The following is a 22,160-nucleotide window of genomic DNA, read 5'->3' as shown; positions in this document are numbered from 1 at the left end:
CTCGTGTATTCGTTGGTTGACAAACAGATTTTAATTTATTGCAACGCTAGTGATGGATAATAAAAAAAACTGCGGGTGAAGATGAACAGATGGAACAAAAAGCGCTGATGAATGCCAGGATTTACACGATGAACGGGAAAGTTTTGGAAAAAGGCTCGATTCTTTGGGCGGGCGGTAAAATAATCGCTGTGGGAGAGGGGCTGAAAATCCCCGCCGGTGCCGCTGTCACAGACCTGGGAGGCAAGACGGTGGTCCCCGGGTTTATTGACGCTCACACCCACCTGGGCATACTGGAAGAGATTTACCAGGAGGAGGGCGATGACTTAAACGAGGCTACGGAACCAGTGACACCGGAGATGCGAGCCCTGGATGCCGTGAATCCCAATGACCGTGGTTTTAGGGATGCCGTGCAGGGCGGTGTGACCACGGTGATGACTGGTCCCGGTAGCAGCAACGTGGTAGGGGGGACTGTCCTGGTGATGAAAACCGCCGGAAGGAACTTGCAAGAGATGGTTTTGATCCCCCAGGCCGGGCTGAAGGTGGCCTTCGGCGAAAACCCCAAGCGAACCTACGCCGAACAAAAAAAGATGCCGGTTACCAGGATGGGCATCGCCGCGCTTCTTCGCCAGGCGTTTGTTGATGCCCAGGTTTACGCGGCCAAAAAAGAAAAATCAACAAAAGACGGGGAGGTTCTCGAAAGGGATCTGGGCATGGAGACCATGCTGCGGGTGCTGAACAGGGAAATGCCGCTTCGCGCCCACGCGCACCGGGCCGACGATATCATGACCGCGCTCCGGATAGCCGGAGAGTTCGGCCTGGAAATTGTCCTTGAACACGGGACCGAGGCTCACAAATTGGTCCCGGAACTCTTGGAACAAGGCGTACCTGTGGTCCTGGGACCGTCTTTCAGCAACCGGTCCAAGGTCGAGCTTGCGGAAATGTCATGGCGGACAGCGGCGAAGCTGAATGAAGCCGGTGTTTTGGTTGCGCTTACAACCGACCATTCCGTTACCCCTGTCCAGTACCTGCCGGTCTGCGCCGCTATGGCTGTCCGTAACGGGATGGATGAAATGGAAGCCCTTAAGGCCATTACCATCAATCCGGCCAGGATCCTGAAGCTGGATCACCGCCTCGGGAGCCTGGCGGCAGGCAAAGATGCGGATATGGTGGTCATATCGGGTCATCCCCTGGACTGGCGGTCGAGAGTGGAAATGGTCTATATCGACGGAAAGCTGGTTTATGAACGCTTGTAGAAAATATTCCAATAATTGCTTTGCATTGGTTATAATATAGAGGAAAAATTATGAGGTGTTTTTCTTGTATGTTTTTAAGTCCTTTAATCCCCAGGACACTTTTAAACTGGCCTGCCTCCTGGGAAAGAAATTGAAAGGCGGAGAGTTAATCGGCCTGGAGGGCGAACTGGGGGCGGGGAAAACCCTGTTCGTCAAGGGACTGGCCTGCGGGCTGGGAGTTGGTGAACCGGTGACCAGCCCTACCTTTACCCTGATCCAAAGCTACCAGGGCAGGCTGCCGCTGGTGCATTTTGACGTTTACCGCCTGCCTGTTCCCGAGGCGATCGAAGAGCTGGGCTACGAGGAATTCTTTTACGGGCCGGGAGTCACGGCGGTTGAATGGAGCGACCTGATCAGGCCTTATCTGCCAGGTGAGTACCTTCAGATAATCATAAAACGGGAATACCATCCCCGGAAAGGCGAATACCGCCTCATCACGCTGGTCCCACACGGGAAAGAGATGGAAACCCTGGCCGAGGAGTTGATCGAGAATGCTGGTGCTGGGAATTGAAAGCTCGACGCCTGTGGCTTCGGTCGCGCTGGTTTCCGCCGGAGGGTTAAAGGGCGAGATGACCCTGAACACAGGTTTAACTCATTCTGAGCAGCTGCTTCCGCTTATTGATGACCTGCTCAGGCAGACCGGGTGTTCCCTGGACAAGGTGGAAGGAATAGCCGTGGCGGGAGGTCCCGGCTCGTTTACGGGATTAAGGATCGGGATGGCCACAGCCAAAGGGCTGGCCCAGGGTCGCGGCATCCCCTTGGCGGGAGTTCCCACCCTCAAGGCCCTGGCATACAGGAATGCCGCCGGCCGGGGGCTTGTTTCAGCCCTGCTGAATGCCCGGAGGCAGGAGGTTTACGCCGCCCTTTTTCGTTTTGAGGATAACGCGCTTAAACAGGTCCTGCCCGCCTGCGCCATTTCTCCCCTGCAGTGGGCCGGAAAGCTGGACGAATACGGCGAGCCGGTTGTGCTTGCCGGCGATGGAGCTGCCGTTTACCGGGAGATATGGGAAAAGGTTCTGGGCAGCCGGGCCGTGTTTCTGCCGCCCGTTTTCTCGATTGCCAGCGCCGCCAGCGTCGCCTGGCTAGGCAGGGAGAAGCTTATGGATGGGCAAAGCGATGACCTTTACCGGCTAAAGCCCGATTACATACGGCCTTCTGAAGCCCAGGTTAAACTGGAAAAGTTGAAATGAATTTGGGGTTGAAAACATGGAGTACGCCTTGAGGCCCATGAAAATTGAAGACATACCCCAGATAGTGGCTATTGAAAAAAAATCGTTTCCGACTCCCTGGTCTTCCTATGCTTTCACCTGTGAGCTGTGCGACAACGAGTTCGCCTATTACCTGGTGTTGACTTTATCCGGCAACCCGTCCACCGTGGTAGGCTACGGAGGCATGTGGATCATCATTGACGAGGCTCATGTCACCAACATCGCCGTTGCGCCCGCCCACCGCGGAAAATCCTTGGGCAAAATGCTCCTGAACGGGTTGCTCGAACTGGCCAAAGAAAAGAGGGTCCAGCGCATGACCCTGGAAGTGAGGGTATCCAATAAAATAGCCCAGGCGCTGTATAAAAAAATGGGTTTTACTCCGGCAGGACTAAGGCCCGGCTATTATGCGGATACGAACGAGGACGCCCTGATCATGTGGAAGGAAATATGAGGTATAACAAAGATATGCTGGAAAAAGAAATTATCCTGGCCGTCGAGACAAGCTGTGACGAAACCGCAGTTGCCGTACTGGCAAACGGCCGGGAGATACTGGCCGATATTGTTTCTTCCCAGGTGGACACGCACAGGCGCTTCGGCGGGGTGGTGCCGGAAATCGCCTCGCGCCATCACCTGGAGCAGGTCAACCGGCTTATTGATCTGGCTTTGAATGAAGCGAAAATAGGGTTCTCCGCCCTCGCTGCCGTTTGTGTCACGTACGGCCCAGGTTTAGTGGGAGCGCTGCTGGTGGGGGTGAGCACCGCCAAATCGCTTGCCTATAGTCTCGGCCTTCCCCTGGTGGCCGTTAACCACATAGAAGGGCACATTTATGCGAACTGGTTGGTTCGCTTTCGCGAACCCGAATTCCCGCTGGCCTGCCTTGTGGTTTCGGGCGGGCATACGGCGCTTATTGAGATGACAGGCCACGGCGATTACCGCTTGCTGGGCCAAACGCAGGATGACGCGGCAGGAGAGGCGTATGACAAGGTGGCGCGCGCCCTGGGGCTTGGGTATCCGGGAGGTCCTGCTCTCGAAGCTCTTGCCCGCGAGGGCAATCCTGCTGCCCTGCGGCTGCCCCGGGCCTGGCTGGGCGAGGAAAGCTTTGATTTCAGCTTCAGCGGCTTGAAGACGGCCGTGCTCAACTGCCTAAACCGTGCTGCCCAAAAAGGCGAGGAAGTGAACAAGGCTGACCTGGCTGCCGCTTTTCAGTCCAGCGTGGTGGAGGTCCTGGTGGAAAAAACGGTTCGCGCCGCCAAAAGCAGGGGCCTGAAAATGGTTCTGCTGGCGGGCGGCGTTGCTGCCAACAGCCTCTTGCGGGAAGAGATGTCCAGGCGCTGCGAGGAAGAAAGGCTGGGGCTTCTTTATCCTCCTTTAATGTACTGCACCGATAACGCCGCGATGATTGGCTGCGCCGGCTATTACCGCTTTAAACGAGGCGAGCGGGCCGGGTGGAATCTTAATGCGGTACCCGGTTTAAAGCTCTTTTCGTGAATTATAGGCGAATCAGCCTGTTATTCTAATTTATGTTGAAAATGCTAATCGTCTTTTCTTCTTACTGGCGGCATTGCTCTCCTGGACTTGTTTATTCTTGACCTTATATCCGGTATAATTTATGTGGACGTGAAAAACGTTTTATTTTCATTAACAGAGGAGCTGGTCATGGATTGGACCCGGACAGTTGCAGCCAGCTGTTTTTACTGGCAGTATTTTTGCTTTTATCGGCACTGTTTACGGTTGCGGAAGCGACTTTAAAACCCCTGAAAAAGCACCGTCTTCGCCATATCGCGTCTGAAATCGACTCCCGGTTTCTGGCAACCGGCCGGTTATTGCATGAACCGTCGGGGTTGTTCGAGACCATTGCTGTTAGCAGCACCCTGATCACTGTTTTCGCAAGCGTATGCGGGACTTACCTTTTCCTCAACCTGTTCGGCGAAAAGGCAGGACCTGTTTTAACCGCTTCCGTTCTGGCTGCCCTGGTCATCGTGTTGGGCCGGGTACTGCCAGGAACCGCATCCGCCAGGGAACTCGAAAAGGTGAACCTTAAATTGATCAAGATTTTCCTGGCAGTAATGTTCATATTGACTCCCGCAGTGAAGTTTTTTAACCTGTTTAAACTGATTTTGGCGAAAATGATGCGTGTTGAACCGCCCGGACAGGACGGGGTAACAGAAGAAGAAATAATCGAGCTTGTCACAGCCGGGCAGGAAGACGGGGTGATTCACCAGGAAGAAAAGACTATGATCCACGGGGTTTTCGAATTTACGGATACCCTGGTCAGGGACGTGATGGTTCCTCGCCCCGATATTGTCGCCGTGGAAAAGGGAACCTCGCTTCCCCGGCTTATAGAAATCATCAAGAAAGAGCAGTTTTCACGCATCCCGGTATATGAGAAAGACATTGACAGCATCCTCGGAATTGTGCACATCAAAGACCTCCTCATGGCGGAAGCTTGCGACAAGGAGGACTTTTCTCTTTCCGCCTACCTGCGGCCGGCGCTTTTCGTGCCTGAAACAAAAAAAGTAAACGACCTGTTTAGAATAATGAAAAAAGAAAAAATACACCTGGGCATTGTGCTCGATGAATACGGGGGCACGGCGGGATTGGTGACGATGGAAGACCTTATTGAAGAAATCATGGGAGATATACAGGATGAACATGACACCGAGGAACCGGTTCTTCGCAAGATCGATACCGATACCGCAGAGGCCAGCGGCAGCATGCGGCTTGAGGAACTCAACGAAAAACTCGGCCTGTGCCTGGAATGCGAGGAAGCGGAAACTGTGGGCGGCCTGATTTTTGCCGAACTCGGGCGCTTGCCGCAGGAAGACGACCGGGTAAGGGTTAACGGAATAGAGCTGACCGTGTTGCGGATGGAAGGCCACCGCGTGGAAAAAGTGCGATTAAGCATGATAAAGCAGGACTACGATAGTCCACTGGTCTAAAATTATTATTTAACTGTGGATAATGTGAACAAAGCTGTGCATAATTGACAAAGTCGGGGAATCGCCTGTGAATAAAAAGAAAGACCTAAAACCACACATCCTGTGGATTGTGTGGAAATTAGGCCCGGTGGACCAGCACAATACTTTTTACCCTGTGGATAAAGCTGTGGGTTCTGTGGATAACAGAGCGTATGTTCTGGGGGCATCCCTGTCTATAATATATGCTCGGGCCGTTGGAAATAGAACAATCATGGTCTCAAATCCTGCCGTAAAAAGGGTTGTTTTATGAAACAAGGGGAACCCCGGATATCCGGGGTTCCCCTTGTTAAGAGGATTCTGCCTGTAAAGGGTTACATCATCAGCACGCCCACAATGGTTGAGACAACGAGACCCACAATTACCGGGATAAAGTTCTTCCTGACCAGGTCTAAAACCGGCACACCCACGATCCCGGCCACCGCGACCAGGGAACACCAGGCGACAATCGTTCCGCCGCCTGACCAGATGGCCCCCATCTGTCCTATGGCGCCAAGCGAAGCGGCTACGTTTTGAGCGCCGCCGGCCATAGCGCCGGCAAGCGTTCCTACAAGCGGGAGACCGGAGAACCCGGAGCCGTCAAGACCGGTAATGATGCCGAGGATAAGCATGCCGAAGCCGGCCAGGAATCCGGTGGGCGGTATGACGTTGGCGATCATTTTACCCACGTCGAACAGGAAGCCTGGAGCGTCTTTCCCCAAAATCCCGACGACAGCTTCAGGATTGCCCAGGAAGAAGAAACCGGCGATGGGGATGATCGGTCCCATGACCCTGAAGGCAAACACCAGACCGTCCGCGATATAATCGGCAATCGTGTCGAGACCTGCCGCTCCTTTCACCAACAGCGAGGATACAACCATGATCAGCAGGGCTACTCCGCCCAGCAGGGCTGAGGCGTCCCCTCCCTTGATGTCGAAAAGGAACATGGCCGCAACAACACCCAGCATGGCCACGATAAGCAGGTATTTCAGGAAAGGAGCATATTGTTCCTTTTCGAGCCTGACCTCTTCTTCGGCAATTGCCTGCTTGGCCTGGGCGGCGCTGCCGCCGGACTGGTAGTTTTCAATGTCCTTACGGTTCAAATACCAGGCCAGGGCAATGGCGATTACGCCGGTTATGACAGCCAGCAGGCCGCCGCGGAAGGTCACCAGTTCCACGGGTATGCCCGCCGCCTTGGCGGTCAAACCGGGAGCCCCCTGGATGATCACATCACCGCTTAAGGCAAGGCCCTGGCCGGCAAGCGCCATAGCCACCGCGGCCATCATGGGCGGTAATCCCCCTCTAATGGCGGCAGGAGCCAGCAGTGCTCCGATCAGGGGTACAGCGGGGGTCGGCCAGAAAAACAGCGAAATGAAGACCGTGGAAACGATTAAAACAAGATAGCTTACCATGGGGGTTTTCATCGAATTCTGCAGGGGTCTGACAAGCAGCCGGTCAGCGCCGGTGACGCTCAGGGACCTCAACATGGCCACCATTAAACCGATAATCATAAAGATGCTGAATAAATCCTTGGCCGCAACTATGCTGGCATTGAACAGAGCCTGGATTCCGCCTATGAAACTGCCCAGGTAAACCCAGCCAATAAGGAAAGTGAAGACAACGCAGGGGATAACCACGTTCCTTCTCAGGGTCATGGTCAACACGACCACCAGGACGCCAATAACGTAGAGCCAATGAGAAATAGACATTCATACGCCTCCTTTAGTTTTGATTTTTTAAAATGGGCCGACCTATTCTTGCTTTATTTGTTCACCACCTCCTTGCTATAGTTTTCCTCGGAAAAAGATAATAATAGTATGATAAAATAATTATTAGGCAGAGAATACTCATCAATGATGAGTATTTTATAGTGTTATCTATTCGACATCGCTGCCTAAAATCCTTCTTAAAATTTGTGAGCAATAAATATTTAAGATTTAAGGAGGATTTTTGGAGATTACGGCGAATTAAAAAAATAAATCTACTCATCAATGATGAGCGGAATGGGACCAAGGAGGCAAAGATGATGGATCCATATAAGTCGGGGGTCTTTGAAAAAAGCCCTTATGCCGAAAAACGATTGTGTTCCGGCAACTTAGTGGCTATACTGGACGGCAGAATGGAAAAAAGGGAGCTGCAGCTTTTAAAACAAATTTCGCGGGTGGTGCGGGCCGGTGAAATACATGAACTCATTTTGACGGATGAAGATGAGGCCGCACCCGGTATGGAGGTTAATCGTATATCTTACCTGGGTTTCTTCGAGGTGGTAAAGGGAACGGTGATCGTGACGGGAGACAGATTAATAATAGGAAATAAAAATTTGGGAACCATTGCCGGTTTCGATGAAACCCATATGCCCAATCATCTCAATATAATTGTGAAGGCGAAAGAACGGCTGACAGGCGTCGAACTGGGCCTGGCCCTGGAAGATGAAGTCTTGATTAGCATAAAGGAGGAATGTGTAAATGGTTAAGGTTGTTGTGGTAGGCGGAGGATGGGCAGGTTCGTCCGCCTCAATGGCGGCGGTGAAAGCCGGCGCGGAAGTGGTCCTGCTTGAGAGGACCGACATGCTTTTGGGAACCGGGCTGGTTGGCGGCATCATGCGGAACAACGGCCGCTTTACCGTTGCCGAAGAATCCATAGCCCTGGGAGCCCCTGAAATGTTCGAGGCCGTTGATAAAGTGGCCCGTCACAGGAATATTGATTTTCCGGGGCATAAACACGCCACTTTATATGATGTGAGCAAGATAGAACCTGAGGTGAGGAGAATTCTCCAGGAGGCGGGGGTGGAGATTAAATTCATGACCCGCTTTACCGACGTGGAGATGGCAGGAAATAGGATCGGCGCGGTAAAGACGGAAAACGCGGGGACAATTGAAGGAGATGTTTTTATCGACACCACCGGTTCGGCAGGACCCCAGGGCAACTGCACAAGGTATGGGAACGGCTGCGCCATGTGCATTCTCCGTTGCCCCAGCTTTGGCCCGCGCGTAAGCGTGGCGGGCAGAGCCGGCGTGCAGGAGCTCATGGGCAAAAAAGCCGACGGATCGATTGGAGCGATGAGCGGGTCCTGCAAATTGCACAAAGAGTCATTATCCGATAAAATAGTGGATGAACTGAACAGGACGGGCGTGTGCGTTGTTCCCATACCCAAAGAATTGCAAAAGAAGGGAGTCTTGGAGAAAAAGGCCTGCCAGCAGTATGCTTTGCCGGAATTTGCCGAAAACATCATTCTTCTCGATACCGGGCACGCCAAGCTGATGACTTCCTTTTATCCCCTGGAGATATTGAGGAAAATCCCGGGTTTCGAAAATGCCCGTTTCGAAGACCCGTACGCGGGAGGAGTAGGCAATTCCATGCGCTACCTGGCACTGTCTCCCCGCAGCAACGAACTGAAAGTGGAAGGGCTGGAGAACCTTTTCTGCGCGGGCGAAAAAGCCGGCCCGCTGGTGGGGCACACAGAAGCCATTGTTACCGGCTGCCTCGCCGGCCATAATGCCGTCCGTTACGGCCTGGGGATGGAACTTCTCACCCTGCCCGGCGAGCTGGCGATTGGCGATGCCATAGCCTATGTCGGCAAGCAGATGAAGACGGAGGACGGGTTGAAATACAAGTACACCTTCTCCGGTTCCGTCTACTTCAACCGCATGCTGGAACTCGGCCTTTACACCACGGACGTTGCGGCAATAAGGGCAAAAGTGGAAAAGCTGGGGCTGGCCGGCGTGTACGCGAAAAAACTCCATGGTAAGTAAATAAGGCGATATTTCCATTGCGGGCATGATGATATTGGCGAGGTGATATATTGATGTCAGAGGTGGAAAAAAAGGCCAGGGAGTTGGGCCTGACCATACCGGAGCCGCCTAAACCGGTTGCCGCGTATGTACCCGGCGTAAAAATTAGCGGGTTTGTCTATACTTCGGGACAGATTCCCTTGGCCGGCGGGGAACTCAAATTCAAGGGCAAAGTCGGCGCGGAAGTTACCCTGGAAGAGGGTTATGAAGCGGCTAAACTGTGCGCGCTCAATTGCCTGGGCGTCATCAAAAGCCTGGTGGGAGACCTTGACAAGATTGAACGGGTGGTCAAGGTTGTCGGTTTTGTAAACAGCGCCCCGGATTTTACCATGCAGCCGAAAGTGGTGAACGGCGCCTCGGAGTTGCTGGGCGCCCTTTTCGGGGACAAGGGCTTACATGCCCGCAGCGCCGTCGGGGCCGGCAGCCTGCCCCTGGATGCGGCCTGCGAGGTGGAAATGATCGTCAAAATCAAGGAATAGACCGGGGAACAGCATCGATTACCTGCGCCTGCATCGGTAAACCTGCCGGTCGGTCACGACCATATCGACAGGCAGGTCGTGCTCTTCGGCGGGAAGGACGCTGACAAGCTGGAACTCATAGGCCAGGCCGATCTTCGGGCAGCCCGGACGGAGGCTGCCCAGGAACCGGTCGTAATAGCCGCCTCCGTAACCCAGCCTGCCGCCGGAAAGGTCAAAAGCCACTCCCGGCAGGAGGGCCAGGTCTACTTGCCCGGGGGGCACCTTGCGCAGGAATTCCGCTTTTGGTTCCGGGATTCCGAATGTTCCTGCCGCAAGTTCGTCCAAGCTGCGCAGTTCGGAGAGGGCAAGCCGCCGGCCAGGCAGGCAGGTGGGAACAACGACCCTTTTCTGCTGCTGCCAGGCGGTTATAATCAGAGGGATAGTGTCAACTTCTCCCCTGATGGGGAGGTAGGCCAGAAGCGTCCGGGCCAGGCGGTATTCAGAAAGCTGAAGCAAGAGGCTGGCTGCCTGGCGGCTTTTGGTTTCGATCTCCAAAGCGGTAAGGGACTGCCTCATTTCCTGCATCTTCTGGCGCAGGGATTTTTTTTCGGCGCTGGACATAGGCTTTTTCCTTTCGTTCACGGCGCGGTATGTTATCACCGGTAAGAACATCATAAGGGAAAAGGCGTTTTCTGTCCAGAACGGAGGTTTTTGCGGCCGCCTCCAAGTAAACCGGTCACTCCTCCAGCCAGGTTTTGACGGCGTGCCAAGTGACTTCTTTTTTAAGCCTGGCGATGGAAGTGATGAGAGGCATTTTTTTTGGACAGACATGGACGCAGTTTTGAGAATTGCCGCATTCCATAATACCGCCTGGTACCATCAGGGCGGAAAGCCGTTCTTGCTTGTTCATTGCCCCGGATGGATGCAAATTGAACAAGCGGGCCTGGTTGACCGCGGCCGGCCCGATAAAACCGGTCCTGGAATTGAAGTTGGGACAGGCGCTGGCGCAGACCCCGCAGGTCATGCAGCGGGACAGGTCGTACCTGACCTGCTGGATATCGCTGGCCTGGCGGGGGCCCGGCCCCAGGTCGTAAGTGCCGTCAATTTCTATCCAGGCCTTAATTTTTTTTAAAGCGGAGAATAAAACTTCACGATCAACCATCAAGTCGCGGACAACAGGAAATTTGGCGAGCGGCTCCAGGGTGACGGGTTGTTTCAGTTTGTCGATCAGCGCGGTGCAGGCCTGGCGGGGCTGGCCGTTGATCATCATCGAACAGGCGCCGCACACTTCTTCCAGGCAGTTGGATTCCCAAACCACAGGGCTGGTTTTCTCTCCTCTGCTGTTGACGGGGTTTTTCTGGATGAGCATGAGAGCGGAGACCACGTTGAGGTTAGGCTGGTACGGGATGGCAAACTCTTCCCAGTAAGGTTTTTCCTGGGGACTGTTTTGCCTTCTTATTTTTAAATGGATCGTTCTCATCAGCTCGCCTCCTTGTCAACATCGTAAACCCGCCGCCGCGGGGTTATGAGGGAGGTATCCACCGGCTCATAGGAAAGGACCGGACCCTCTGGGGAATAAAAGGCTTTTGTCGTCTTGAGCCAGTTCACATCGTCCCTTTCCGGGAATTCCGGCTTATAGTGGGCGCCCCTGCTTTCGTCGCGGGCCAGAGCGCCTTTGACGATCACCCGGGCCAGTTCCAGCATGTTCCACAGCCTTCTTGTGAAATGAACCGTTTCGTTGGCCCACTGGGAGGAGTCGTGGATGTTGAGGCGGTAATACCGCTCTCGCAGTTCTTCCAGGCGCTCGAGAGCCGCTTGCAGTTTTTTGTTGTGGCGTACCACGGTCGCATTCTCGGTCATGACGTTTCCCATTTCTTCATGGAGACGGTAAGGGTTTTCCGCGCCGGACAAGCGGTAAATGTTTTCCAGGAGATGGTGCTGGCGCTTTAATTCCCTGGCATAAACCGTAAACGGGACGGGTTTTTGTTTTTCCAGGCCTTTTACGTAGCTGGCGGCTGCTGGTCCGGCCACCATCCCGCCGTAGACGGTGGATAACAGGGAATTGGCCCCCAGGCGGTTTGCCCCGTGGTACTGGTAATCGCATTCTCCTACGGCAAAAAGGCCGGGAATATTGGTCATGTGCCGGTAGTCGATCCACAGTCCGCCCATCGTATAATGGACAGCCGGGAATATTTTCATGGGCACCTTGCGGGGGTCTTCTCCCACAAATTTTTCATATATTTCTAAAATCCCTCCCAATTTCCTGTCCAGCTGCTCCCTGGGAATGTGGGAAACGTCAAGATAGACCATGTTTTCGCCGTTGATTCCCAGTTTCATGTCCACACAGACCTTGAAGATAGCCCTGGTGGCTATGTCCCTGGGCACCAGGTTGCCGTAGGCGGGGTACATTTCCTCCAGGAAGTACCACGGCTTCCCGTCTTTGTACGTCCAGATGCGGCCACCGTCCCCGCGGGCCGATTCAGACATCAGGCGCAGTTTGTCTTCGCCGGGTATGGCGGTGGGATGAACCTGGATGAATTCACCGTTGGCATAACAAGCCCCCTGCTGGTAAACGGCGCTTTGGGCGCTTCCTGTGCAAATAACGGAATTAGTGCTGCGCCCAAAAATCATGCCGATCCCGCCCGCGGCCAGGATTACCGCGCGTGCGGGGAAATGCCTGACCTCCATGGAAGCCAGGTGCTGGGCGGTGATTCCTACGCAGCACCCGTTTTCGTCAAGGACGGATGATAAAAACTCCCAACCTTCGTATTTGCGCACCTTGCCGTCGTTCTCCAGGCGGCGGACCTGCTCGTCCAGGGCATAAAGCAGCTGCTGGCCGGTGGTGGCCCCGGCAAAGGCTGTGCGGGCGTATTTCGCTCCGCCGAAGTAGCGAAAATCCAGCAGCCCTTCCGGCGTCCTGTTGAAAGGCACGCCCATGCGGTCAAAGAGGTAGATTATTCCCGGGGCCGCCTCGCACATATCCTTGACCGGCGGCTGGTTGGCCAGGAAGTCTCCGCCGTAGATGGTGTCATCGAAGTGCTCCCAGGGAGAGTCCCCTTCTCCCTTGGTGTTTACGGCCCCGTTGATGCCTCCCTGGGCGCACACGGAATGAGAACGCTTCACCGGGACCAAGGAAAACAGGAGCACTTCCATGCCGTGTTCCACGGCTTTTATTGTGGTCATTAACCCTGCCAGGCCGCCTCCCACCACAATGATTGTTTTTGACACGGTTAGTTTCCCTCCCTTATTGATTGATGAAAGCGAACATGATCCGGAATCCGAAGAAAGAAGCGATTAAGAATAAGGCGATAGTAAATGAACCGAAGATTTTTTGCGCTCTTGGCCCGGTGATTATTCCCCAGTTTACGGCGAATCCCCATAACCCGTTGGTGAAATGGAATAGGGCGCAGGCCAGACCCAAAGCGTAAATGATTATCCCCCCCGGGCTGCTGAACTGGGCGACCACCTTTTCGTACATGGCAAGACCGGCCAGCCTGGGGTTGAATTTTAGGTTGAGCAGGTGGTAAATAAGAAAAGAAAACATTATCAAGCCGCTGATTCGCTGCAGGTAGAACATCCAGTTGCGCATATAGCGGTATTTTACGGGGCTATTGACTGCCTGCAGGGCGATGATGATCCCCAGTAGGGCGTGACAGCTCAAAGGAAGGGCAATCAAAAACAATTCCAGCGCCCAGAGAAAAGGTATGCTGTGCAGGTATTTTACGGCCTGGTTGAATGCTGTTTCTCCATACAGAGCAGTTGAATTAACCAAAAGGTGCTCAAAGAGGAACAATCCCAGCGGGAAAATTCCTGTTAGGGAATGGAGCTTCCGCAAGTAAAAATCGAACTTGAACTGGTTGAAAATCATGAAATCCCCTCACTTATTTGTTTTGTCGATTGTTAAATTTGTAACAAGAAAAGAACAGGCGGCAGGGCGTTTTAAATACAACGCCCGGCTGCCTGTTCTTACGTCTGGCTTGGGAGGCAATCCAAAGCAGGTTAAGAACTAAATCGGACTGCGTGGCCACACGGTTTGAACATGATTCCCGGAGGCCTTGGGTTACGTTTTTGCAGCTTGGACTTGTTTATGGTTGATAACTATTATAAATACACCAGAGAATCAGGTCAAGAGAAAACATTTCACAAGCATCAGGCGCTTTTGCATTGCAAGATTCACCCAAGGGGGATGTATAAAGCGAAGGTCATGTGGAGATATATTAAGATGAGGCGTTACCCGGAGGATTCTCGTTGATGTGTTGTGCTGAAAAGAAAAGGAATGACGCGAAAAGCAAAGGAAGAGGAAACTGGTTGGCAAAAATGAACATATTTCAATGTTGCTAACTTTTCGCGGCTTTAATATTATTATTAATGAGTATTAGCACTCAACACTGTTGAGTGCTAACAAAGGATAAACAAATAATCTATATTAAGGAGGTATTGTATCAATGAATATCCGGCCTCTCGGCGACAGAGTAGTGGTGAAACCATTGGCCCAGGAGGAGAAGACCAAGAGCGGCATTGTGCTGCCCGATACGGCTAAGGAAAAACCCCAGCAAGGAGAAGTGATAGTGGTTGGAAGCGGCAAGCTTCTGGAAAACGGGCAAAAGGTTCCTCTGGAAGTCAAAGTCGGCGACAAAGTAATATATTCCAAGTATGCTGGCACGGAAATCAAACTTGACGGCGAGGAAGTACTTATACTGAGCGAACGCGATATACATGCCATTATCTAAAACACGGGACAAAGAGGAGTCATCAATACTGAAATTATTAGGAGGTATCTTTAATGGCCAAGCAAATCATTTTTGGCGAAGAAGCCAGAAGAGCCCTGGAAAAAGGAGTTAACAACCTGGCTGAGGCCGTAAAAATCACTCTGGGGCCGAAAGGCCGAAACGTGGTCCTGGACAAAAAGTTCGGGTCTCCCACTATTACCAATGACGGCGTTACCATTGCCCGGGAAATTGAGTTAGAGGACCCGTTTGAGAACATGGGCGCCCAGTTGGTTAAAGAAGTGGCCACCAAGACCAACGATGTGGCCGGAGACGGAACAACCACCGCCACTGTCCTAGCCCAGGCCATCATCCGTGAAGGCTTGAAGAACGTGGCGGCAGGCGCAAATCCCATGATTCTGAAAAAAGGGATCGAAAAGGCCGTAGCCGCGACGGTTGAAGAGATCAAAAAAATTGCCAAACCCATCGAATCCAAGAGCGCCATTTCGCAGGTAGCGTCCATTTCCGCCGCTGACCAGGATATTGGAAACCTGATTGCGGAGGCCATGGAAACAGTGGGCAATGACGGGGTCATTACCGTGGAAGAATCCCAGAGCATAGGCACGACCCTGGAAGTTGTGGAAGGGATGCAGTTCGACCGGGGTTATATTTCTCCGTATATGATTACAGACACCGACAAGATGGAAGCCGTTCTTTCCGATCCGTATATTCTGATCACGGACAAGAAAATTGCCGCCATTCAGGACATTCTCCCTGTCTTGGAAAAAGTCGTGCAGAGCGGCAAACCGATGCTGATCATCGCTGAGGACATCGAAGGTGAAGCCTTGGCCACGCTGGTGGTTAACAAACTGCGCGGCACCTTTACCTGCGTGGGAGTAAAAGCACCCGGTTTCGGCGACAGGCGCAAGGCCATGCTGGAAGACATCGCCATCTTAACCGGCGGCCAGGTTATCAGCGAAGAGCTGGGTCTGAAGCTGGAAAACACCAGCCTCAACCAGCTGGGCCGCGCGGCTAAGGTAAAAGTAAGCAAGGAAGAGACCACCATTGTGGAGGGCCACGGCGACAAGAGCAAGATAGAGGGGCGTATCGCCCAGATCCGCAAGCAGTTGGAAGACACGACTTCCGAGTTTGACCGCGAAAAGTTGCAGGAACGCCTGGCCAAACTGTCCGGAGGGGTTGCCGTGATCCAGGTCGGCGCCGCTACGGAAACAGAACTAAAGGAGAAAAAGCACCGCATTGAGGATGCGCTGGCGGCAACCCGCGCAGCCGTGGAAGAAGGCATCGTTTCCGGCGGCGGGGCAGCGCTGGTCGACGCCCTGATGGCTCTTGACAGCGTAACCTCGCAGGACCCGGACGAAATGACCGGCATCAAGATTGTCAAGAAGGCCTTAGAAGAGCCTCTTAAACTCATCGCCAACAACGCCGGCATGGAAGGCTCCGTAGTTGTGGAAAAGGTCAAGTCTAGCAAGAGAGGCATCGGTTTCAACGCGGTAACCGGCCAGTACGAAGATATGATCGCCGCCGGCATCGTCGACCCGGCCAAAGTGACCCGTTCGGCCCTGCAGAACGCGGCTTCTATTGCCGCCATGCTGCTGACGACCGAAGCCTTGGTTGCCGACAAGCCCGAAGAAAACAAGGGCAACCCGGCCATGCCGCCAGGAATGGGCGGAATGGGCGGCATGATGTAAAATCAAGCAAAAACCCCTGTGCTGGCAGGGGTTTTTCTTTTGCCGCGGTCTGAATAACCACATTTTGACCACATGGGGAATAGTTTATTTAAATTGAATATCTTCTTTTGAAAACAGGTTTTTATCCCCAATTATGGTGGCAACAACCGCTGCCGAAAATCCATATAAAGTGTGGTTAATGTAACTGGATAAAACTGTTTCAGGATCTATTGGCTTAAAACTTGAAAGCCCCAGCTTATTCATGCCGCCCAGAAGTACGGTCCAGGCAATGTGGGAATAGCCCACTCCTTTTATTGCCGCATGGTCTCTACCGGTTGTTTTCAAAAGATACACCAACCCCACTCCCAAAGCGCCTCCGATAGCCGTATCAGCCAGATAACCAATTGTTTTCCCGAGCGGTGTATATGTTTTCTTTTTATTCATATATATCCCGCCCGCGATTTCTGAATAGGTGGTTTTGGAAAAGCCCAGGGCAGTACTAATTTCGTTCCCCAAATTCTTTAACAGATTCCCAGCTAACCCCGCAGCAATTCCTAAAAGAACAGGGTCTTTTATTTTTTGCATGATTACCCTCCACAGCAAAGTGTTTAATGTTATTATTTCTGTTTATTCATTTAATTATTACAGGACTTGTTAATTCCTTGATTAGGGCCGGGATGACTTCCAGGCAGTTGCCTACAATTCCGTAGTGGGCTATCTTGAAGATATTGGCTTCCGGGTCGTTGTTGATGGCGATGATCACATCGGCGGACGACATTCCCGCCAGGTGCTGAATGGCCCCGGAGATGCCGCAGGCGATGTAGACTTTGGGAGCCACGGTTTTGCCGGTCTGGCCGACCTGGTGGCTGTAGCCGATCCAGCCCGCGTCCACAATGGCGCGGGTAGCCCCTATCCCGGCACCGAGCAGCCGGGCCAGTTCTTCGACCAGCTGCAAGTTTTTGGGGTCACCCATTCCCTTGCCCGCCGCCACGATTACACCGGCTTCGGCCAGGCTGGCCGTGCTGGCTGCAGCCTTGATAACGCCTAAAGTTTTTACCCTGAGCGGAGTTGGAACAGATATCTGGGGCTTGATTATTTTTGCCTTCCTGGTGGGATCCGGCTCCAGCGCTTTCATCACCCTGGGCCTGACCGTGGCCATCTGCGGCCTGTGGCGGGGACAAACGATAGTGGCCATGAGGTTGCCGCCGAAGGCCGGTCTTGTCTGTAACAGCATTCGGGTTTCCGGGTCTATTTCCAGGCCGGTGCAGTCGGCTGTCAACCCGGTGTCAAGCCGCGAGGCTACTCTCGGGGCCAGCGACCTGCCGTAGGCGGTAGCGCCGATGAGGATTATTTCCGGCCTGTAACGTTTAATCAGTTCGGCGAATATACCGGCATAGACTTCATCGTTGTACTGTTTTAAACCCGGGTGGTCAACCAGGTAAACCTGGTCGGCCCCGTATGCCGCGAGTTTGGCGGCCGCTTCTTCCATGCCTTCTCCGAATAAAACAGCCGAAACTCCCGTCCCGAGCGTGCCGGCCAGCTTCTGGGCTTGTCCCAGCAGTTCAAAAACCACGTTTTTTATTTCGCCGCCGTACTGCTCGGCAAAGACCCACACGCCCCGGTAAGCGGAAAGGTCGGCTTTTTCAACTGCATCCTTCAAGAACTCAATAGCCCCGAAATTGCAGGACTCCACGCAGGCGCCGCAGAGCGTGCAGTTGTCGTTGATCGCCGCTTTTTTATTTGTTACGGTGATGGCCCCGAAAGGGCAGGCGCCCAGGCAAAGTTCACAGCCCCTGCATTTTTCCTTATTTATCATTATTCTGGCCATGGTTTACCTCCACGTTTAACCTGGGATGAGGTTTAAGTCCAAGAGAATGCCGGCCAGTTTTTTAGCCTGCTCTTCCGCCGTGCCGCCAATCATTTCGCTTTTCACTTCATGAACCGGCACAAAGGTTCTCACGACCTGGGTCGGGGAGCCTCTCAGGCCGGTTTTGTCAGGGTCGGCGCCGATGTCTTCCGCGGTCCACACGCGTATTTCGGCCTCTTTAGCCCTGCGGAGGCCCTTGATCGAGGGCAGCCTCGGCGTGTTAATCTCCTTAACCACCGTGATGACCGCCGGGAGGGCCAGTTCCACGGTTTCATAGCCCTCGTCCGTCATCCTGCTGCAGCGGATGGAGGCGGTATTGATTTCCTCTATTCTGCTTACGTACGTGGTGTGCGCGATTCCCAGTTTTTCCGCCAGGCTGGGCCCAACCTGGGCGGTATCGCCGTCGGCGGCCTGTTTGCCACAAATGATGAGGTCAAAGCAGTCTATTTTCCTGACGGCCTTGGCGAGGGTATAAGCGGTCGCCAGGGTATCTGCGCCGGCGAAGTTCCTGTCGCTCAAAAGAACAGCTTCGTCCACGCCCAGCGACAGCGCTTCCCTTAACAGGTCGGCTACCCTGGGGATTCCCATGCTGAGAGCGGTTACCTTGCCGCCCAGCTTTTCTTTTAACCTCACGGCTTCTTCAATGGCGAACATGTCGAAGGGATTGATGATGGCTTCCACACCCTCGCGCACGATGGTGTTGGTCTGCGGGTCCAGCTTGACCTCGTTTGTCGCCGGGACCTGCTTGATGCAGACTATTATATTCATCTTTTTCACCTGCGCTTTCGTATTTGCGGAAAGAAGAAGGCGAAGGACAAAGTAATACTTAAACTTCAAAAAGATTCCCGCTGTTCAATATCCCCATAGGGTCGAAAAGGCTTTTCAAGGCCGCCATCTGCCGGACTCCCTCCTCGCCGTACATTTCCAGGAGGAAGGACGTTTTCAGTTTGCCGATGCCGTGCTCGGCGGACACGGTTCCCCCCAGCCTGACGGCTTCGCGGGCCCACTTCAGGTAAAGGACTTTGCCCTCCAGGTAATCGTCCATGCTGTGGGGAAGGATGTTGACATGGATGTGGTTATTGCCGATGTGACCGAACATGACGGAATCGAGCCCTTTTTCTTCGAGGTCTTGGTTGTACATATCGACGATTCTATCCAGAGCGGCGTCCGGCACGGCCATATCCGTACCCAGCTTGGTGAGGGCGGGGTCCTTCTTTCGCCTCTGGTCAATCAACATGTTGACGCTTTCCGGGACGGCATGCCTGAAGAAGTGGAGTTTTTCCATGTCGGACGGCTTGTACGCCACCCAGGTGTTTTCTTCATTCCCCCCGCAGGCGGCGATAAGCCGTCCGAGACGCTTCATTATTTCAAAAAGCTCTTCATCACTGTTGGCGTGGTATTCGACGTATATTGCCGTGTGATATTCGGGCCGCAGTTCCTGGATCTGTCCGAAAGCGGCGTACCGCTCCTTTTGCGTTCTTAACAGCTGGAGAGACTTATGGTTGAAGTACTCGATGGCCACCGGCTTGTGCGGGAAGGGCTTTTCCAGGCAGGCGACCGGTTCTCCACGCACCGCCCTGACAAACAAAACGGCGCTTTTTTCTTCCGGGAAGAAAACGGTGACTCCCCACATCGCCCGTGGAGCAGGGACGAGCCGGATCTCAATCTCCGTGATTATACCCAGGGTCCCCTCCGAGCCGATAAAAAGGTCGACCAGGTCCATGCCGTCCTTGACAAAATAGCCGGCGGCGTTTTTCACGCCGGGCATACGGTAGCGGGGAATCATACCCTCAATCACACCGCCCTGCTCAGTCAAGATCTTGAAATTACTGCATGAAGCCTTATCACGGCCCCTTTTCAGGCTGAAAGAAGATCCGTCGGGGAGCAGGATACGCAAAGACTCGATATGGTTCCTGGTGGCGCCGTAATAAAACGAACGGGCGCCGGAAGCGTTGCAGGCCGCCATTCCCCCGAGGGAAGCGGTGGTTTCGGTGGGATCGGGCGTGAAAAACCACGGTCCGGTTTTTCTTAAGTCTTCCAGCGCTGCAAGCGATTCGGAAGTCCACCCAGTTGTGTCGAAATTCAGACCCGGCAGCATTTTGCGGAGCTGCGAAAGGAGAAGGCCCGGCTGCACTGTAAGACAGGCGATGTTTTTTTCTTTATCAAAACGGGCTCCGGTAACCTTGTTCATCAGGCTGAGATTCATGATATGGCCGCCGCGCGGGACCGCCCCGCCGGTAATCCCTGTACGCGCTCCCTGGACGGTAAGTTTTATACCTTTTTCGCGTACGGCGGCCAGGATGTTGATAATGTCCTGTTCGGACCTGGGAAAGGAGATGGACTCCGCTTCGCCGGTGCTGCGTGATTCGTCCCTCAAGTATTCGCTGTACTTGTCACCCGATAAACTGATAATGGCCTCGGTCAAAATTTCACACCCCGCCTGCTGAATTTGCGCTAAGACAGCAAATTAATTCTTCCCATACATTATAAATGCTTTGATAAGCAAAATCTTTGCTTTTTAAGGGGTAATGTTTGCATATATTGGGGATATTGTTCTATACTTGAAGCAAAGACCGCTTGAGGAGGGAAACTGCCCGGTGAGCGCAAAAGGGCTGGCGGATTTAAAAGAGGAAGGTTTTTTGATCAACCGCAACGCGAATATCGGCTGGAACATGAAGAAATACCATTTTCACGACTTTTATGAAATCAACTATTCCCTGTCGGACAATGTCAATTTCTTTGTCGGGGATAGGATTTATCCCGTGCAAAGAGGTACCCTGTTTGTTTTCAATACTATGGACCTGCACAGAAGCGTTTCCTCCGACGGCGCTGTTTATGAAAGGTATGTCGTCTATTTTAATCCGGAATTCGTGCAGGACTTATGCACGCCGCAGACCAACCTCCTTGACTGTTTTGTCAACAGGGGGCCGGGGTTTTCTCACTGCGTAAGGCTTTCCGCGGAACAGTCAAAGACGCTGCTTTCTTTGTTCGATAAGGCGGAGAAATATTACTCCGCCGGCCTGTTCGGGCGCGATGTTTATAAAAAAATAGTCCTGGCGGAGATACTGCTTTATGTGAACTCGCTGTTTCGCAACCCGGCGTTTTCTTATCCCGCCGGCGACGAAAAAGGGTTTAACAGGATTGTTCCCGTGCTGCAGTTTATACAGACGCACCTGGGCGAGGACCTTTCCCTGGAACGCCTGGCGGGCGCCTTCTATATCAGCAAATACCACCTTGGAGCTCTCTTTAAGAAAGCCACGGGCTTCACGGTCAACGAGTACATCATTAACCGCAGGGTTTTGAAAGCCCGGGAGCTCTTGAAAAAAGGATTCCCTGTCCAGAGGGCCGGCGAGATGGTCGGGTTCAATAACCCATCGCATTTTATCCGCACGTTTAAGAAGCTGGTGGGCCTTCCACCCAAGCAGTACGTTAAAAAACGGGGCGATTGATCCCCGCGGGGTTGAACGGTGCGAATCTTTAACTAAAAATGTTGTAAAATTTAAATAAATATTTAGGTGAAAACAGAGCTGACGCATCAGATTTTTGAAGGACCGGGTTATTTGGCTAATATGTTAGTCTTTCATAAAATACGCGTTTCTGATATCATTGATTTGGGTCATTGTAAGCATCCTCCATTTGCCTCCCTTGCAGTCATACTCACTCAACTACAAGAGTAAAGGTTTTGTTAGGTGCCTGCAATGGCCTTTGCAATTTTGGGGAATTTTAAGTTGCAAAAGTGGGGATTTTCTTTTGCTTGGGTTCGACGGCTAGTAGATACAAAAATCGCCGCCATCCCTGGCGGGTCAAGGCTTTGGAACACTTGTGGATAACTTCGCGTATGTCTACGTTTTTTTAGCCTTCAGAGGGGCGATGTGCCATATTTTCGGGGGTTCAGCAATTCTTAGCGCTGAAAAGATACCCCTTTGTTCCTCGGTCGTTTCAGTCCTTTGCCATACCCGTCCGTCTACCGACTCGTACTCGACCAGATGCATTTTTTCCAATGTCATGCGCAGCGTCCGCCAGGTCTGTTTCGTTTCTACTTCGGAAAGACGAACTAACAACAAGGCTAACCAGCAAAGCAGAACATGGGCTTTAATACGTTCTTCCTTACGATGATAGACAGGACGTAAGTCTAACGTGGTTTTCAGGGTGCGGAAAGCGGCTTCGACTTCCATAAGCTGCTTGTAGCCCAAAGC

Annotated in this window: 23 protein-coding genes; 13 read left to right on the top strand and 10 right to left on the bottom strand. The window is 53.0% G+C overall.

Features of this window, described 5'->3' with window-relative positions:
• Positions 1-89 precede the first annotated feature (89 nt).
• The 7 genes from NUV48_13140 (at position 90) to NUV48_13110 (ending at position 5,728) form a co-directional block, all read left to right on the top strand.
• Positions 90-1,253: an amidohydrolase gene (locus NUV48_13140; GenBank protein ID MCR4443083.1), complete on the top strand. Its 1,164-nt coding sequence runs from the start codon at positions 90-92 to the stop codon at positions 1,251-1,253.
• Between the two features lie 64 nt (positions 1,254-1,317).
• Entirely contained in the window at positions 1,318-1,803 is a 486-nt protein-coding gene (tsaE, locus tag NUV48_13135) for a tRNA (adenosine(37)-N6)-threonylcarbamoyltransferase complex ATPase subunit type 1 TsaE (protein MCR4443082.1), read from the top strand.
• Positions 1,784-2,482, top strand: a complete 699-nt coding sequence (gene tsaB / locus NUV48_13130; GenBank protein MCR4443081.1) for a tRNA (adenosine(37)-N6)-threonylcarbamoyltransferase complex dimerization subunit type 1 TsaB — start codon at positions 1,784-1,786, stop codon at positions 2,480-2,482. The genes tsaE and tsaB overlap by 20 nt, the downstream gene beginning before the upstream one ends.
• 16 nt (positions 2,483-2,498) lie before the next feature.
• The gene (gene rimI, locus NUV48_13125) at positions 2,499-2,951 is read left to right on the top strand and encodes a ribosomal protein S18-alanine N-acetyltransferase (protein MCR4443080.1); all 453 of its coding nucleotides are present in this window, start codon (positions 2,499-2,501) and stop codon (positions 2,949-2,951) included.
• Positions 2,948-3,988, top strand: coding sequence for a tRNA (adenosine(37)-N6)-threonylcarbamoyltransferase complex transferase subunit TsaD (tsaD, locus tag NUV48_13120; protein MCR4443079.1), 1,041 nt, complete (start codon positions 2,948-2,950; stop codon positions 3,986-3,988). The genes rimI and tsaD overlap by 4 nt, the downstream gene beginning before the upstream one ends.
• A gap of 173 nt (positions 3,989-4,161) precedes the next feature.
• Positions 4,162-5,439, top strand: coding sequence for a hemolysin family protein (locus NUV48_13115; protein ID MCR4443078.1), 1,278 nt, complete (start codon positions 4,162-4,164; stop codon positions 5,437-5,439).
• Between the two features lie 67 nt (positions 5,440-5,506).
• Positions 5,507-5,728, top strand: coding sequence for a hypothetical protein (locus NUV48_13110; protein ID MCR4443077.1), 222 nt, complete (start codon positions 5,507-5,509; stop codon positions 5,726-5,728).
• Positions 5,729-5,789: 61 nt separating this feature from the next.
• Here NUV48_13110 and NUV48_13105 read toward each other — a convergent pair whose 3' ends face one another.
• Positions 5,790-7,163: a hypothetical protein gene (locus NUV48_13105; GenBank protein ID MCR4443076.1), complete on the bottom strand. Its 1,374-nt coding sequence runs from the start codon at positions 7,161-7,163 to the stop codon at positions 5,790-5,792.
• Between the two features lie 314 nt (positions 7,164-7,477).
• Between NUV48_13105 and NUV48_13100 the strand changes: the two genes are divergently transcribed.
• The 3 genes from NUV48_13100 to NUV48_13090 are packed head-to-tail and all read left to right on the top strand — an operon-like array spanning position 7,478 to position 9,724.
• Positions 7,478-7,927, top strand: coding sequence for a hypothetical protein (locus tag NUV48_13100; protein ID MCR4443075.1), 450 nt, complete (start codon positions 7,478-7,480; stop codon positions 7,925-7,927).
• Positions 7,920-9,206, top strand: a complete 1,287-nt coding sequence (locus NUV48_13095) for an FAD-dependent oxidoreductase (protein MCR4443074.1) — start codon at positions 7,920-7,922, stop codon at positions 9,204-9,206. Before NUV48_13100 ends, NUV48_13095 begins: the two co-directional genes overlap by 8 nt.
• A 53-nt stretch (positions 9,207-9,259) precedes the next feature.
• Positions 9,260-9,724, top strand: a complete 465-nt coding sequence (locus NUV48_13090; protein MCR4443073.1) for a RidA family protein — start codon at positions 9,260-9,262, stop codon at positions 9,722-9,724.
• 18 nt (positions 9,725-9,742) lie between these two features.
• On the opposite strand, the gene NUV48_13085 is transcribed toward NUV48_13090, so the two are convergent.
• The 4 genes from NUV48_13085 to NUV48_13070 form a co-directional block, all read right to left on the bottom strand.
• Positions 9,743-10,363: a 5-formyltetrahydrofolate cyclo-ligase gene (locus NUV48_13085; GenBank protein ID MCR4443072.1), complete on the bottom strand. Its 621-nt coding sequence runs from the start codon at positions 10,361-10,363 to the stop codon at positions 9,743-9,745.
• Between the two features lie 76 nt (positions 10,364-10,439).
• Positions 10,440-11,183, bottom strand: a complete 744-nt coding sequence (sdhB, locus tag NUV48_13080; protein ID MCR4443071.1) for a succinate dehydrogenase iron-sulfur subunit — start codon at positions 11,181-11,183, stop codon at positions 10,440-10,442.
• Positions 11,183-12,931 (bottom strand): succinate dehydrogenase flavoprotein subunit, encoded by a 1,749-nt coding sequence (gene sdhA / locus NUV48_13075; GenBank protein MCR4443070.1) that lies wholly within the window; start codon positions 12,929-12,931, stop codon positions 11,183-11,185. Before sdhA ends, sdhB begins: the two co-directional genes overlap by 1 nt.
• 16 nt (positions 12,932-12,947) lie before the next feature.
• Positions 12,948-13,571 (bottom strand): succinate dehydrogenase, encoded by a 624-nt coding sequence (locus NUV48_13070; protein MCR4443069.1) that lies wholly within the window; start codon positions 13,569-13,571, stop codon positions 12,948-12,950.
• Between the two features lie 577 nt (positions 13,572-14,148).
• Between NUV48_13070 and groES the strand changes: the two genes are divergently transcribed.
• Positions 14,149-14,433 (top strand): co-chaperone GroES, encoded by a 285-nt coding sequence (gene groES, locus NUV48_13065; protein ID MCR4443068.1) that lies wholly within the window; start codon positions 14,149-14,151, stop codon positions 14,431-14,433.
• A gap of 53 nt (positions 14,434-14,486) precedes the next feature.
• The gene (groL, locus tag NUV48_13060) at positions 14,487-16,118 is read left to right on the top strand and encodes a chaperonin GroEL (protein ID MCR4443067.1); all 1,632 of its coding nucleotides are present in this window, start codon (positions 14,487-14,489) and stop codon (positions 16,116-16,118) included.
• 84 nt (positions 16,119-16,202) lie between these two features.
• On the opposite strand, the gene NUV48_13055 is transcribed toward groL, so the two are convergent.
• From NUV48_13055 to NUV48_13040, 4 genes are read right to left on the bottom strand one after another with little or no spacing between them, the layout of a single operon-like run.
• Positions 16,203-16,682 (bottom strand): hypothetical protein, encoded by a 480-nt coding sequence (locus NUV48_13055; protein MCR4443066.1) that lies wholly within the window; start codon positions 16,680-16,682, stop codon positions 16,203-16,205.
• 46 nt (positions 16,683-16,728) lie between these two features.
• Complete coding sequence (locus tag NUV48_13050; GenBank protein MCR4443065.1) at positions 16,729-17,925, bottom strand: electron transfer flavoprotein subunit alpha; 1,197 nt, start codon at positions 17,923-17,925, stop codon at positions 16,729-16,731.
• A 15-nt stretch (positions 17,926-17,940) separates the two neighbouring features.
• The gene (locus NUV48_13045; GenBank protein MCR4443064.1) at positions 17,941-18,732 is read right to left on the bottom strand and encodes an electron transfer flavoprotein subunit beta/FixA family protein; all 792 of its coding nucleotides are present in this window, start codon (positions 18,730-18,732) and stop codon (positions 17,941-17,943) included.
• 58 nt (positions 18,733-18,790) lie between these two features.
• Positions 18,791-20,389, bottom strand: a complete 1,599-nt coding sequence (locus NUV48_13040; GenBank protein ID MCR4443063.1) for an FAD-binding oxidoreductase — start codon at positions 20,387-20,389, stop codon at positions 18,791-18,793.
• Between the two features lie 172 nt (positions 20,390-20,561).
• On the opposite strand from NUV48_13040, the gene NUV48_13035 reads away from it, so the two are divergent.
• Entirely contained in the window at positions 20,562-21,413 is an 852-nt protein-coding gene (locus tag NUV48_13035; GenBank protein MCR4443062.1) for an AraC family transcriptional regulator, read from the top strand.
• Between the two features lie 393 nt (positions 21,414-21,806).
• Here NUV48_13035 and NUV48_13030 read toward each other — a convergent pair.
• Positions 21,807-22,160, bottom strand: a 354-nt coding sequence (locus NUV48_13030) for a transposase (protein ID MCR4443061.1), incomplete at its 5' end; no start/stop codon positions are given.

The sequence above is a fragment of the Peptococcaceae bacterium genome (assembly GCA_024655825.1).
Taxonomy (GTDB): domain Bacteria; phylum Bacillota; class Peptococcia; order DRI-13; family PHAD01; genus JANLFJ01.
The sequence above is the reverse complement of the archived record's forward strand: the minus strand, read 5'-3'. Positions and strand labels throughout refer to the sequence as shown.